The organism is Aureimonas sp. D3, assembly GCF_001463805.1.
Classification (GTDB): Bacteria; Pseudomonadota; Alphaproteobacteria; order Rhizobiales; family Rhizobiaceae; genus Aureimonas; species Aureimonas ureilytica_A.
Map to the genome: position 1 here is coordinate 1 of NZ_BBWM01000067.1, position 13,325 is coordinate 13,325.

12 protein-coding genes, 1 tRNA gene and 1 pseudogene are annotated in these 13,325 nt (G+C 64.4%); 6 read left to right on the forward strand and 8 right to left on the reverse strand.

The features are described from left to right. The first annotated feature begins 87 nt into the window (after positions 1-87). The 6 genes from AUL36_RS23465 (at position 88) to AUL36_RS25025 (ending at position 5,286) form a co-directional block, all read left to right on the forward strand. A protein-coding gene (locus tag AUL36_RS23465) for an IS630 family transposase (RefSeq protein ID WP_156418506.1) occupies positions 88-1,148 on the forward strand; the annotation gives its coding sequence in 2 pieces (ribosomal slippage) (positions 88-568 and positions 568-1,148; 1,062 coding nt in all). Between the two features lie 56 nt (positions 1,149-1,204). Continuing rightward, on the forward strand, positions 1,205-1,327 hold the full coding sequence (locus AUL36_RS24900) for a hypothetical protein (RefSeq protein ID WP_280138001.1): 123 nt from the start codon (positions 1,205-1,207) through the stop codon (positions 1,325-1,327). Further along, positions 1,324-2,598 carry a hypothetical protein gene (locus tag AUL36_RS20420; RefSeq protein ID WP_062223766.1) on the forward strand — a complete coding sequence of 425 codons (1,275 nt, stop codon included), beginning with the start codon at positions 1,324-1,326 and terminating at the stop codon, positions 2,596-2,598. Before AUL36_RS24900 ends, AUL36_RS20420 begins: the two co-directional genes overlap by 4 nt. A 2-nt stretch (positions 2,599-2,600) precedes the next feature. Continuing rightward, complete coding sequence (locus AUL36_RS20425) at positions 2,601-3,998, forward strand: SGNH/GDSL hydrolase family protein (protein WP_062223769.1); 1,398 nt, start codon at positions 2,601-2,603, stop codon at positions 3,996-3,998. A gap of 204 nt (positions 3,999-4,202) precedes the next feature. Further along, complete coding sequence (locus AUL36_RS25020) at positions 4,203-4,394, forward strand: Com family DNA-binding transcriptional regulator (protein ID WP_082640634.1); 192 nt, start codon at positions 4,203-4,205, stop codon at positions 4,392-4,394. Continuing rightward, positions 4,372-5,286, forward strand: a complete 915-nt coding sequence (locus tag AUL36_RS25025; protein WP_202814773.1) for a DNA cytosine methyltransferase — start codon at positions 4,372-4,374, stop codon at positions 5,284-5,286. Before AUL36_RS25020 ends, AUL36_RS25025 begins: the two co-directional genes overlap by 23 nt. A 259-nt stretch (positions 5,287-5,545) precedes the next feature. On the opposite strand, the gene AUL36_RS20440 is transcribed toward AUL36_RS25025, so the two are convergent. From AUL36_RS20440 to AUL36_RS20475, 8 genes and pseudogenes are all read right to left on the reverse strand, one after another. Next, positions 5,546-5,635, reverse strand: a tRNA-Ser gene (locus AUL36_RS20440). 372 nt (positions 5,636-6,007) lie between these two features. Then, positions 6,008-7,081 (reverse strand): ABC transporter ATP-binding protein, encoded by a 1,074-nt coding sequence (locus tag AUL36_RS20445; protein ID WP_062223775.1) that lies wholly within the window; start codon positions 7,079-7,081, stop codon positions 6,008-6,010. A gap of 179 nt (positions 7,082-7,260) precedes the next feature. Then, on the reverse strand, positions 7,261-8,079 hold the full coding sequence (locus AUL36_RS20450; protein ID WP_062223776.1) for a carbohydrate ABC transporter permease: 819 nt from the start codon (positions 8,077-8,079) through the stop codon (positions 7,261-7,263). 202 nt (positions 8,080-8,281) lie between these two features. Then, on the reverse strand, positions 8,282-9,208 hold the full coding sequence (locus AUL36_RS20455; protein ID WP_062223779.1) for a carbohydrate ABC transporter permease: 927 nt from the start codon (positions 9,206-9,208) through the stop codon (positions 8,282-8,284). After that, positions 9,208-10,542: an ABC transporter substrate-binding protein gene (locus AUL36_RS20460; RefSeq protein ID WP_062223781.1), complete on the reverse strand. Its 1,335-nt coding sequence runs from the start codon at positions 10,540-10,542 to the stop codon at positions 9,208-9,210. Before AUL36_RS20460 ends, AUL36_RS20455 begins: the two co-directional genes overlap by 1 nt. A 70-nt stretch (positions 10,543-10,612) precedes the next feature. Further along, positions 10,613-11,290 carry a GntR family transcriptional regulator gene (locus AUL36_RS20465; RefSeq protein ID WP_062223783.1) on the reverse strand — a complete coding sequence of 226 codons (678 nt, stop codon included), beginning with the start codon at positions 11,288-11,290 and terminating at the stop codon, positions 10,613-10,615. Positions 11,291-11,304: 14 nt separating this feature from the next. After that, positions 11,305-12,172 (reverse strand): annotated as a pseudogene (locus AUL36_RS20470) (dihydrodipicolinate synthase family protein). Positions 12,173-12,308: 136 nt separating this feature from the next. Then, positions 12,309-13,214: a DMT family transporter gene (locus tag AUL36_RS20475; RefSeq protein ID WP_062223785.1), complete on the reverse strand. Its 906-nt coding sequence runs from the start codon at positions 13,212-13,214 to the stop codon at positions 12,309-12,311. Between the last annotated feature and the right edge of the window lie 111 nt (positions 13,215-13,325).

Below are 13,325 nucleotides of genomic sequence, written 5' to 3' on the forward strand. Positions count from 1 at the left end.
TCTCATACCAACGGGTGTTGGTTCTGACTCGTATGGGATTCCCAACGTCCTCTTGATCTGCATCATGATGGCAAACGGAGGTTTGCCATGGCGACGCCCATTCCGCTTCGCACCGACTTTGATGGTCCAGGCCTGCGCCGGCTGGCGCGGGAGACCAAGGACGCCAACCAAACCCGCCGACTTCTGGCGCTTGCAGCGATCTACGATGGTGGCTCGCGCATCGATGCGGCCCGGATCGGCAGCGTGACGCTTCAGATCGTGCGCGACTGGGTGCTGCGGTTCAACCATCGCGGTCCAGCCGGGCTCGTCAACGTCAAAGCGCCGGGCAGTCCCTCCAAACTCAACGAGGCGCAGCGCCTTGCGTTGGCGAAGATCGTCGAGAGCGGCCCCATCCCGGCGGTCCACGGCGTGGTGCGCTGGAGGCGCAAGGATCTCGTGCAGTGGATCTTCGAGGAGTTCGCCATCTCGCTGGACGAGACCACGGTCGGGCGCGAGTTGAAGGCGCTCGGCTTTGCCAAGCTGTCGGCCCGTCCGCGCCACTATGCGCAGAACGAGTTCGAAGTGGAGGCTTTCAAAAAAGCTTCCCGGCCGAGTTGGCGGCCATCCAGGCCAAGCTCCCGCCGTGCACCGAGATCGAACTCTGGTGGGCTGATGAAGCCCGTATAGGCCAGAAGAACAAGATGACCCGCCGTTGGGCCCGGCGCGGCACGAGACCGTCTGCCCCGCACGACCAGCGCACCATGTGGGCCTACATCTTCGGCGCGGTCTGTCCCAAGAAGGGCAAGGGTGCAGGCCTCGTCCTGCCCTACTGCGACACCGGCTCGATGAACCAGCATCTGGCGGAGATCTCGCTCGCCGTCGATCCCGGCGCCCATGCCGTGCTGATCCTGGACCGCGCCGGCTGGCACATGACGCAAAAGCTCGTCGTGCCTGCCAACATCACGCTGCTCTTCCTGCCGCCGCGTGCGCCCGAACTGAACCCGGTCGAGAACGTCTGGCAGTTCATGCGTGACAACTGGCTCTCCAACCGCGTCTTCATCGACTACGACGATATCGTCGCCCATTGCTGCGAGGCCTGGAACAAGCTCGTCAATCAGCCCTGGAAAATCATCTCCATCGGCATGCGAGACTGGGCACATCGGTTCTGATCAGTGCCCGTTGGTATAAGGTGCTGGCCCCGGCCGAGGTCGTGTGGAACGATCCGATGCCGACGCTCGCGGCGTATGGCTTCTACATGCTCGACGTCTATTGGATCGCGGCCGAGCACGGCGCTTACCCGGCCTTGCCGCCGATGTATCAGGCCGGCGAGAACGGTGCGGAGAGATGACGACGGACTATTCCGTCGCTGGTCGCCCCACCGGATCGGGGACGGCGTCCGCGATCGGCGGGTCGTTTGGTCCCGCCATGTTCATCGGTAAGGGCTGGGCGGGGCAGGCCTGCCCGATCCTGTTCGCCGACAGCATTACGGATCAGACGTCGGTTTCCGCCAAGCTCGCCGCAGGGCGCGGCGATGCCGGGTATCTTCAGCAGGCTCTCGGGGACGTCGCCAGCGGTCCCATGAACTGGATGACCACTGCCCGCTATTCGTCCAACTTCTTCGCCACGATGCGAAATGGCGTCAGCACTGACTCAACGCCCACCGACGCCAAGAGCGTGATCGACTTCATGGCCGACGCCTGCGCGCTGGTGCAGCCTGAGCCCATGTTCGACGTCGCGATCTCCGCCCACGGCCGGAACAACCTTTCCACCAACCAGACCTTCGCCGCCATGCAGACCTTGGTGGAAGAATTTTCCGCCAAACTGCAATCGCGCTTTCCCGGCATACCTCTTGTGCAGCTTGCGACACCGCCAGCGGTCTCGGTTCCGGCCAATAGCTACATCACGCCAGGCGTCACGCAGACCCCCGCCGGCGCAGGGAACTCGGCAGGGGGGACCATCCAGCGCTGGCGGGACTGGATCGTCGGCAACGGTGGGGGAACGATCGAGAACACAAGCCGGGCCGCGCCGACCTTCATTGGCATCGATCCCTGGTCGGACAGCCGAGATCCATCCGACTTCGGGAAATGGGTCGTGGATTCTTGGCAGGCCACTCTGCTTGAGGCTGTGACAGCCAACAGCACGAACGTCGTCCAACTCTCTGACAAGCCGGACATTGGCGACACCTTGGCCTTCGAGTCGGGGACGTCGAATTTCGAAACGGGCACTCGCATGTTCACCGTCGCATCCGTCGTGCCGAGGCAGGGCGGAGGATGGACGGTGACGGGTGCCGGTGGCGCACGAAACTCGCAGGCCGATGCGACGGCCCCGAATGTCAACGGCAGGCTCGCCAAGGCCCACGATGTCGGCGCGATCGTCAACCGTGTCGCATTCGGTGACTCGCCCGGCGCAAACGTCGTCCACCCGGCCCACAAGTATCAGCAACTCGCGAAAGAGCGGATCATCCCGTTCAAGGCCGCCATCCGGGCGGCAGCTCGGGCCTTCATGCCGACGACGCGGACTGATCTCACAGCACCCCCCACCGGCACCGCCTTCGTCACCACCAAAGGCTCCGATCTCGTCACGTCCGGCGGCGAGCCTGTCTACGTAAAGGTATCCTGACCATGCCCGATCTCGATCTCCTTCTCGCCGATCGCAGTCTTGCCGGCGACCTTGCGTTGAAGGTGGCGCGCAACGCCATTCGCCAGTGCCGTTTCGCGACCTACTCGCATAGTTTCGAGGCGTTCGGGCAGAACCGCATCGCCTCGGGCGCGGGCTTCGTCAGCATCGCCGAGCCGCGCGGCTCGCATTTTTGGCTGCAAGCGTTCATGGGTCCGCGCTTCGTGGCCCCTCGCATGACGACGGGAAAGCACGGCGGCAAGTCTACGACGTTCATGGCCGATGACGCACAGCTTCTGCCCTTCGTGGCGGAGTGCAAGGCCAACAGGATCAACACCGTCCTGTTTTTCGGGGTCGTCAACGACAGCATTTCGACGCTGTCGGACACCGACCGGCTCATCGCCAACATCACCAAGATCAGCAAGGCCATTACGGACGCCGTCATCCTTTTCCTGATCACGGATGACCTTCCGGCTGGGCCGGGTAGCACGACAAGCTACACCCGCGATGCCTCCAAGCTGGCGGGGCTCAACCGCTATCAGCGATGGGCCATGTTCGAGCTGCCGAACCTCAATCCGCTGGTTCTGCCGATCCCGATCTACCATCGCTTCGTGAACCGCGCCGGTACGACCGGCGTCCCGGTCGATAACTCGATGTTTGACGGCGCGGACCTGATGCACCCCAACGTCAAGGGTCATGCGCGCTATGCCTTGCCGATCTACAACGTACTGAACGCCCTGTTCCCAGCGCGCCCGGAATTGGCGAACATCGACAATGCGAGCGGCTACAACGCGACCTTGAACAAGCGCGGATCGCTCATCGGCAATGGCATGATGGACGGCGACAACGGCTCTGGACGGTCGACCAATTGGGGCTCTGGCGGTCCCGCGAGCGGTCTCACGGCGGTCATGTCCAAGCTGGTGGACCCCGATGGCACGCCGGTCCAGCAGGTGGCCATTTCGGGCACCGCTACGGCGGTTGGCGACTTCCAGTTCACCCGCACGTCTGGCACCGGGAATTTTGAGCCCGGCGACACACATTTGGGCGAGGCCTACATCCTCATCAAGAAGAGCGATACGGCCACCGGCTATGTCAATCTGCGCGGCGTCCTCTTGCAGGCCGCGTGCTCGCACTCATCGCCATCCGCCAACTACAACGGTCAGGCTGGCAACGTGATCGCCAACGATCCATTCCCGACGGATCTCGACTGGTCGCAGTTCAATGGCGGCAAGGGTCTGTATTTCCGTACGCCGGAAGAGGTCATCGGTGCATCCTGGCCCGCGACCTCGCCGTTCTGCCAGCTCACCATCAAGCTGACGATCGACGCCGCAGCCGCGACTGACATCGTGATGCAGGTGCGGCAGGCGGACTGGCGCAAAGCCTCTGCGGCGAGCGGCTTCTAAGCGGCTCTCAGAACTCAGCCCGGCCAAGCAGCCGGGCTTTCGATCTTGCCGGACGTTCAGTGTGGCGAGGGCCGGCTTCGAACCGGCTACGGGGTCTTTCTTGGCAGTCGGCCCCCGCATGACGACAGCAGAGTTAACGTCACCTCGCCGCTGCTGCTGGACAGCCAGGCGCTTGTGACAGCGACTCGCAAAGAACCCTTTAAGGTGGAAAACATCCGTTGCGGACACTGCCGCGCTCTCCTGTTCAAAGCTGGACCAGGCGCCGTCGCGGCAGCTATCGAGATCAAGTGCCGTCGATGCGGCACTCTCAATCATTTGAGGCCGCAAGAGCCCGCCCCGGAAAGCCGAGAGCTTCATTCCAGGAACGACCCGTGTGGCTCTACGTGCCAAACCTGAAACCTGCGAGCCCCTCCGAGGGATCGCTCTCTGTGCCGGCGTTGGCGGACTGGAGCTCGGTCTCCACATCGCAGAACCCGGATACCGCACTGTCTGTTTCGTCGAGCGGGAAGCATTCCCTGCGGCCACCCTCGTGGCTCGGATGGCGGACAAAACCTTGGATCACGCTCCTATCTGGAACGATGTCCGATCCTTCGACGGCCGCCCTTGGCGTGGCAGAGTTCATCTCCTCGCTGGAGGATACCCATGTCAGCCGTTCTCGTTCGCTGGCAAACGTCTCGGCGCGGCTGACCCACGGCACCTTTGGCCAGACATCGTGCGGATCATCGGAGAGGTCCAGCCAGAATGGTGCTTCTTCGAGAACGTCGAAGGACATCTCACCTTGGGAGCCGCCGAAGTGTTCGAAGACCTTCGCGGCTTGGGCTACTCGGTCAAAGCAGGCATCTTTTCGGCGGCTGAAGTCGGTGCTTCCCACTTACGGCGTCGGCTCTTCATTGTGGCCCACGCCGACCAAGAGTCTCTACTGCTGCCGACCGGATTGGGAGTTGTCGGAGAAGGGGCTCCGCTTTCGAGAAGACCCGACGACAAAGGGGAAGCAGATGGGCATCGGCATGATTGCTCGTCAGTAGACGCTTCTCTGGATGTTCATGGAGAGTTGCGGAGCGAAACCGACGAAGAGTTCCAGCTTCCTCCATACCCGCCCGCTCCATCTGAGCTTGCGGCCTGGGCAGAGGTACTCGGCTGGCGACCTGACCTTCAACCCGAACTTTTCGGATTGGGTGATGGGTTGGCCCATCGGCTGGACCGATCCGATGCAGCCGGTAACGGGGTGGTCAGCCTGGCTGCGGCGCATGCGTGGCGAACTCTCAAAGCTGCCCACGCTGAAGGCTGATTAAACGGCCTTTGAAGGCATCAAGATCGGTTGGAAACTCTTGCCATCCGATCTTGCGCGCGAGGCCATCCGATTTTGCGCGCTACACAATTCAAGACCCTTCCGGGTCTCTGCATTCCTAAACGCATTACCTGTATGGTCAGCAAACGCCGCAGAGGCTACCCGCTTGCAGCGAACTGGCAAAGTGGGGAGGGAAGTGGGGAAGATATTAAGCTAAAGCCCATTTCAGTCGCCAAATCAGAGACTTGCCTGAACTAAATGGCGGAGAGGGAGGGATTTGAACCCCCGATACGGTTGCCCGTATGCCGCATTTCGAGTGCGGTGCATTCAACCACTCTGCCACCTCTCCGTTTGAGGTTGGCTCCGAAGAGCCGCAGGCGACGAGCGCCTTGTGTGGTCGACGCCATGTGGCGTTGGAGGCTGATTAATGAAATCGCGGGGGGATGGCAAGGGCCAAACGGCGCTCGTGTCGGAAATCTGTCATGGGTGGTCAGCTTGGCGCAAGCTGCGCCATGGAACTGCCGGACGCGAGGCTGGATGATGGGCGCGCCGCGCTGAAATCTTTTCGGTTGGCGGGCGCGCCTTGGTGGACGCGGGCGATCCTCGAAGGAGACGGAAAGGGGCTTTCCGGCGCATGGAAGGCATTCGCCGGAAGTCGTCCACCAAAAACCTTGCGGGTCGCGGATCGCCCAGCGGTCCGCTCCCTCAGGCGCGTGCTCGGTCAGGCGCGCGCTTCGCCGGTGCCGAGGCGCATGCCGTTGGCGCGGTCGAAGAGATGACTGGTCTTGGGCTCGACATGAACCGGCACGATCTCGCCCGGTCGCAAGGCCAAGCGCTCGCGGAAGAGGCAGGAGATGGGCTGGTCGCCGAGTTTGCCGGCCACCATGACCTCCGAGCCCGTGGGCTCCACCACCTCGACGCGGATCGGCACGCCGCCTTCGCCGATGCGCACATGCTCGGGGCGTACGCCATAGGTCGCCTCGCCGGGGGGCACCGCGCCGAGCCCGGCGGGAAGGGGAAGGCGCAGGCCATCGCCGGTCACGAATCCGTCGCCCTCGACGCGCCCTTGGACGAAATTCATCGACGGCGAGCCGATGAAGCCGGCGACGAACGTGTTGGCCGGGCGGTCGTAGAGGTCGAGCGGGGCGCCGACCTGCTCCACGCGCCCGTCGCGCATGACGACGATCTTGTCGGCCATGGTCATGGCCTCGATCTGGTCATGCGTGACATAGACCGTGGTGGTGCCGAGCCGGCCATGGAGGTTCTTGATCTCGGCGCGCATGGAGACGCGCAGCTTGGCGTCGAGATTGGAGAGCGGCTCGTCGAACAGGAAGACCTGCGGATCGCGCACGATGGCGCGACCCATCGCGACGCGCTGGCGCTGGCCGCCCGACAGCTGGCGCGGGAAGCGGTCGAGAAGGCTGGAGAGGCCGAGAATGTCGGCCGCCGGCTTCACGCGCTTCTCGATCTCGGCTTTCGGCACGCTCTTGAGCTTCAGCGCGAAGGCCATGTTGTCGGCTACCGACATGTGCGGATAGAGCGCGTAGTTCTGGAACACCATGGCGATATCGCGTTCCTTGGCCGGCAGGTCGTTGACGACGCGCCCACCGATCAGAATGTCGCCGCCCGAAATCTCCTCCAGCCCCGCGAGCATGCGCAGCAGCGTGGACTTGCCGCAGCCGGACGGTCCGACGAGGACGACGAACTCGCCGTCCGCGATGTCGATCGACACGCCATGGATCGTGGTGACGCTGCCGAAGCTCTTTTTCACGTTCCGAATGGTGACGGAGGCCATGAGCGGTTCCTTTTCGAACTGGGGACGAGACCCGCAGGCAAGGGAGGGGCGAGAGACGTTCGCGGTTTCAAACGGGCGCGAAGCTCAAGCGCGGCCTGCGGCGGGCCATGCATTCGTGACAAGGGCGAGGGGGGAAAGACCGGCCGATCCGGCCCGCGTCTTCTCCCCGCGTTTCGAGCTTACTTCACCGCGCCCGCCGTGAGGCCGGCGACGATCTGGCGCTGGGCCAGAAGGGTGAGGATGAGGACGGGCAGGGTGACGACGAGAGCGGCGGCGGCGAGCGGCCCCCAGCTCACCTGCTCGAAGGAGAGCATGTTGTAGACGGCGACGGGCAGGGTGCGCGTTTCGCGGTTGGCGAGCACGATGCCGAAGACGAAATTGTTCCAGGAGAAGATGACGGCGAGGATCAGCGAGACCACGATGCCGGGCCGGGCGATGGGCAGCGCGACCTTGGCGAAGACCTGCCAGGCGGAAGCGCCGTCGATGCGCGCGGCCTCTTCCAGCTCCAGCGGCGTCGTCTCGAAATAGCCGATCATGACCCAGATCACGATGGGCACGGTGACCACGAGGTGGATGATGATCTGCGGCCAGAGCGTGCCGAGCAGGCCGATATTCTGGAACAGGAGAAAGAGCGGGATCAGGAAGGAGAGGCCCGGCGTCATGCGCGCGATCATGATGACGATGGCGGCCTTGTCGGCCTTCAGCCGGGCGATGCCGTAGCCGGCGGGCACGCCAACGAGAAGGGCGAGCAGCGTCGCCGTGCCGGTGACGAGAACCGAGTTCCAGAAATAGAGGAGGAAGTCGTTCTCCTGGAAGATCTTGGCGTAATTGCCCCAGGCGATGCGCTCGGGAATCAGGACCGGCGGATAGGCGCCGTTGTCGATCTCGAATTTGAGCGAAAGCGACAGCATCCAGACGAAGAAGAAGACGGCGGGCGAGACGAGGACGAGGCCGAGAAAGAAGAGGCCGATCCGGTCGAACTGGCGGCGAAGCGTCATGAGGGTCCTCCGAGCGTCTATCACTACCTCCGGGCGGAGGGGGGCGAGGGGTTTTCGTCAGTCGTTGCTGCGCGAAGCGCAGTGGATGCCGGGGGCAGGGCCAAGCATTCGGGACAGTCCGAAGGACGGGCGAGATATCAGGCTCGCCCTGGCTGGCGGAAAGACCCGAGCAGCCGACCCCGCGAGGTGTTGATAGGCGCTCTTAATCGTTCCACTTCGCGCGCTGCTTCAGGTGAAGCATGACGAGCGACAGTGCGATGATGACGGCGAAGAAGACGACGGCGATGGCCGAGCCGTAGCCGATGTCGTAATAGGAAAAGGCGACGTTGTAGAGATAGATGTTGATCGTCTCCGACGCCGTGCCCGGCCCGCCCTGGGTCATCGCATAGATGATGTCGAAGCTCTTCAGCGCGTCGATCGAGCGGATGATGACGGCGACCATCATGAAGGGCGCGATCAGCGGCAGGGTGATATAGCGGAATTTCTGCCAGCCATTGGCCCCGTCGATCTCGGCGCCCTCATAGGGCTCGCGCGGCAAGGAAGCGAGGCCGCCGAGCACGATCAGCATGACGAGCGGCGTCCATTGCCAGGTTTCCACCAGAACCAGCGAGGGAATGACGGTGGACTGGTCGTAGATCCAGGACTGCTCGGGCAGGCCGACCACCGACAGGAGATAGTTGAGAACGCCGAGCGAAGGGTTGAACATCATGGTCCAGACCAGCGCGATGGCGACCGGGGTTGCCATCATCGGCATGACGAAGATGGCGCGCAGCACCCCGCGCAGCGGCATCTTGGAATCGAACAGGACGGCCGCGAAGGTGCCGAGCACCAGCGGCGCGACCACCGAGAGGATCGTGTAAAACAAGGTGTGCCCCATCGACTCCCAGAAGCGGGTGTCGGTGAGAAGGCGGCTATAGTTCTCCAGGCCCACGAAGGCGGTGTCGCCGCCGAGCCGCCAGGAATGGGCGCTCATCCAGGCCGTGAAGACCCACGGGAAGACGATCACCGCGCAGGTGACCGCGAGCGCCGGAATGACGAAGGGCCAGTAGAAGGGGCGAAGGCGCTTGCGCTTTCGCGGGGCGGCCGCAGCCGCCTCCGTCTCATCGGCTCGGGAGATCACGGCGCTCATCAGGCCTCGCTTCGCTCCAGAATGGGCTTGAACTGCTCGGTGGCTTTCTTCAACTCGGCCGCCGGATCGCCGCCGCCCAGAAGATTGGTGAGGGCGACGCCGTAGATGTCGCGGAACTCGGTGATCGGGATGATCACCGGCAGCGCGATCTGGCTGACCTTGGCGGATGCGGCGATCGCATCGGCCCATTCGGCCGGCATGGTCACGCCCTTGCGCACTTCCGGGTCTTCCACGATCGAGGTGCGGAAGGGCACGCCCGCGCCCGCTTGGAACAGGCGCGCGCCCATTTCCTTCGAGACGGCCCATTGGCAATAGAGATAGGCGGCTTCCTTCTTGGTGGAGGCCTCCGTCACCGCGATGCCATCACCCAGCGTCGGCGCGGCGGGACCGGCCGGGCCGGCGGGCACGACATGATAGCCGACCTTGCCGACGACGCGGGAGAGTTCCGGGTTCTCCAGCGGCGCGGCGAAGCCGCAGCCGTCGAACCACATGCCGACCTTGCCCTGCAGGAAGGCGGACTGGCATTCGGCCCAGTTGAAGCCGGTGACGCCGCGCGGCGCGCATTGCGTCATGAGGTTCTGATAGAGCTTGGCGGCCTCGACGCCCTTTTCGTCGTCGGCCAGGATCTTGCCGTCCGGCCCGATCGCCTGCTGGCCGAAGCCGAGCATGAGCGAGGTCCAGACCGGCGTGTTGGCGTTCTTCATGCCGCGCGCGACGAAGCCCGATGTGCCGGCCGACTTGTCGGTGAGGGCTTTCGCCGCTTCCAGCATGGCTTCGAACGTCTCGGGGAAGGCGATGTTCTTGGCGCCGAAGAGTTCCTTGTTCCAGTAGACGATCCAGTAGTCCACGGAGAAGGGTAGGGCGCGAATCTGCCCGTTGGCATCCTTGGCATAGGACAGGCCGGCGGGGGCGAAGTCGCTTTCCTTCAGCGAGGCTTCGGTGAGCGTGGGATCGGCCATGAAGGGCGAGAGATCGGCCAGCCAGCCGGCCTTCTCATATTGCCGCTTCTGGGCGTGGAAGCTGATATGGATGACGTCGAAGCTCGGCTTGCCGGAGGTCAGCTCGATCACCGCCTTCTGGCGCTGCTGCTGCTCGGGCGTGGCTTCCGCGTTGACCTTGATGCCGGTCAGCGCCTCGAATTCGGCCTGATATTTGCGCAGGAGTTCGCCGCGCGGGTTCTTGGTGAGGTTCACTTCCAGCGTGGTGCCGGCGTGCTTCTTCCAGTCCACGCCGGCGGCGAAGCTCGGGCGGATGCCGGCGAGCGCGAAGGCGCCGGCGGCAGCGGTGCCGGCCAGGAACTGGCGGCGGGACAGGGCGATCGTGCGATGGGTCATGTGGTCTTCCTCCCCTTTGATGGCTCCGGGCGGCGTCCTCCAACGACCTGTCCCGGTGCGCTCGTCCGTTTCAGACGGTGAGCGCCAATCGTCTGGCATTGTCGATATGGGCGGCGATCGCTTCCGTGGCGCGCGCCGGGTCGCGGCTTTCGATGGCCGCGATCACCTGGAGATGCTCGCGCATGACGGGCACGACGCGCCCGTCGATGCGATAGCGCTCCTGATGGATGAGGCGCAGTTTCACCGAGTTGACGCGGTAGGCCATGGCGATGATCGAATTGCCGAGCGCGTCGATGAACGTGTCGTGCAGCCGCCAGTCGATCGCCTGCGCCTTGGCCTCTTCCTCTTCCGTCAGCTTGCGCGACAGGGCCAGCGCCAGCATCGCCTCGTGTTCGGCGCGCAGGGCGGCGATCGTGGCGTCGCTGGCCTGTGCCGTGAAGACGCCGATTGCCTCCTTTTCCAGAAACAGGCGGAACTGAAAGGCCTCGCGGATGAGGTTCAAGTCCACATGGGCAATCTGGATGCCGCGCTGGGGCACGGTGACGAGAAGGCCTTCGGATTCGAGGCGCGGAATGATCTCGCGGATGGCGCCGAGCGGCAGGCCGGTGCGGGCGACGAGCTGGCGCTGCGAGACGAACTCGCCGGGCAAGAAATCCCGCGCCATCAGCTTTTCGATGATGCTCTCGTAAGCCCGCTCGCGCAGCTTGAGAGCATCCCCGCCTCGACCCTTTCCGACATCGGCGTCCACGCGTCGGCGCTCCGTCAGGCCGCTTGGGACGCGTTGAGCGCGTCGTAGATCGAGCCCAGACGCGCCGCGCCCTCCGCTGGCGTCGAGACGAGCGGCGCGCGGACGCGCGCGAACGCCTTGTCGCCCGTGCGATGGGCGACCAGCGCCTTGACCGCCGGCGTCACCGGGAAGGTGAGCACCGCGTCCACCAGTTCGTGCACGCCCTTGTCGTCGCGCCCTTCGCGGATCATCGGCAGAAGGCGCTCGGGCAGGAGATTGGCCATGCCGGAGATCGCGCCTTGTGCGCCCAGCCGCACGCCCGCCGCCAAGCTCCGCTCGTCGCCGATCAGGATGGCGATGTCCTTGTGCTCGGCCAGAAGCCGCTCGGTATAGGGCCAGTTGCCCGAGGAAATCCTTGACGCCTGCGATGGCCTTCGGGAAGGCCGCGCGAATGCGTCCGATCAGTGGGACGGAGAGTTCCACCGCCGTGACCGAGGGGATGTTGTAGAGGATGATGCCGCGCGCCTTGGCTCCCAGCGCGCCCAAGACCTCGGAGAACCAGGCGAAGACGCCGTCTTCCGAAACGTTCTTGAAATAGGAGGGCGGGGCGAGAAGCACGCCGCGCGCGCCGGCCTCCAGAAGCTCGGCCGCCTGTTCGGTGGCGTCGCCGGCCGCATTGGCCATGACGCAGCCGATCGTCTGTGCGGGCGCGATGCCGGCCTCTTGGAAGGCGCGGATGAGGCTGGTGCGCTCCGTGCGCGAGACCGACGAACCCTCGCCCGTGGTGCCGAACAGCGTGACGCTGGAGCAGCCCTGATCGAGACACCAGCGCGCGTGACGCGCCATGGCGCCGCTGTCAATCGAACCGCTCTCGTCGAACACCGTCACCAGCGCTGCCGACAAACCAAAACCCTGATCGCCCACGAAATCCTCCCGCGTTTCCTAACTGCTAACTGACATGTCAGCATCATGTCAATCTGTGATCGGTCAGCAAACTCTAATTTTCTGTTTCACGTGAAACAGGGTTCGAGCGGATCGATCAGGCGGTGCGGGCGGGACGCCGGGCGGGCAGGGTCATCATCACGACGCTGGCGATGACGAAGACGAGCCCGACCCAGGCGCTCGGCTGCGGCACCTCGCCGAGAAACACCATGGCAATGCCGACGCCGATGGGAACGCGCAGATAGGCCTGCGCCGTGGTGCCGATCGAGCCGATGCGCGACAGGAGATTGAAATAGAGAACGAAGGCGAGCGCGGTGGAGAAGACCGAGAGTGCCAAGAGTGCCAGGATGGAGCTTTGCGAGGGCGCGAGCGTCCAAGGGTGGTCAAGCACGAGGCTGAAAGGCAGGAGCACGATCCCGCCCCAGAGGAGAGAGCCCGCCGCCGGCATCATCGGATCGAGATCCCGAAAGGTGCGTCCGAAGGTGACGGCCGCGCCATAGGCGACGGCGGCGAACACGATGGCGCCTTGCGCCAGCAGCGCCTCGTTCAGCCCGCCGAGCGCCGACGGGCCGATCACCAAACAGATGCCGAGAAGCCCCAACAGGACGCCGACGAGCTTCCGGCCCGTCACCGCCTCGTGCCGCGTGACGAGCGCGTTGATCAGAAAGGCGAAGACGGGCGTCAGCGAGTTCAGGATCGTGACGAGCCCGGCATCCACATATTGCGAGCCCCAGGCGACGAGCGTGAAGGGCACGACCGTGTTCAGCCCCGCCTGGATCAGAAAGCGCTTGGTGTTGCGCCGGTCGGTCGGCAGGCGAAGGCCGCGAAGGTGCAGGATGGCCAGAAGCAGGCTGCCGGCGATCAGCGTGCGCACCGCGATCAGCGTCACCGGGGGAATGGTGGCGACGCCGAGCTTGATGAAGGAATAGGACGCGCCCCAGAGCGTCGCCAGCGACAGCAGCATCAAAAGGCTGACGGCAAGGCGAGGCTGGGTATCAGTCATATCGGGCTCTTTCGGGCATCGGGCGGGGGCGTGCGGGCGGGTCGATCCCGCGCGCCCCGCTCTTGGCCCGAAGGCCTTCGAAATAGCAAGCTTGCCCTATCGCTTCCGCCC

What these genes read in the sequence shown, in the direction of transcription:
- AUL36_RS24900 (WP_280138001.1), top strand. Translation starts at nt 1,205, where the DNA reads ATGCCGACGCTCGCGGCGTATGGCTTCTACATGCTCGACGTCTATTGG.
- AUL36_RS20420 (WP_062223766.1), top strand. Translation starts at nt 1,324, where the DNA reads ATGACGACGGACTATTCCGTCGCTGGTCGCCCCACCGGATCGGGGACG.
- AUL36_RS20425 (WP_062223769.1), top strand. Translation starts at nt 2,601, where the DNA reads ATGCCCGATCTCGATCTCCTTCTCGCCGATCGCAGTCTTGCCGGCGAC.
- AUL36_RS20445 (WP_062223775.1), bottom strand. Translation starts at nt 7,081, where the DNA reads ATGGCCTCCGTCACCATTCGGAACGTGAAAAAGAGCTTCGGCAGCGTC.
- AUL36_RS20450 (WP_062223776.1), bottom strand. Translation starts at nt 8,079, where the DNA reads ATGACGCTTCGCCGCCAGTTCGACCGGATCGGCCTCTTCTTTCTCGGC.
- AUL36_RS20455 (WP_062223779.1), bottom strand. Translation starts at nt 9,208, where the DNA reads ATGAGCGCCGTGATCTCCCGAGCCGATGAGACGGAGGCGGCTGCGGCC.
- AUL36_RS20460 (WP_062223781.1), bottom strand. Translation starts at nt 10,542, where the DNA reads ATGACCCATCGCACGATCGCCCTGTCCCGCCGCCAGTTCCTGGCCGGC.
- AUL36_RS20475 (WP_062223785.1), bottom strand. Translation starts at nt 13,214, where the DNA reads ATGACTGATACCCAGCCTCGCCTTGCCGTCAGCCTTTTGATGCTGCTG.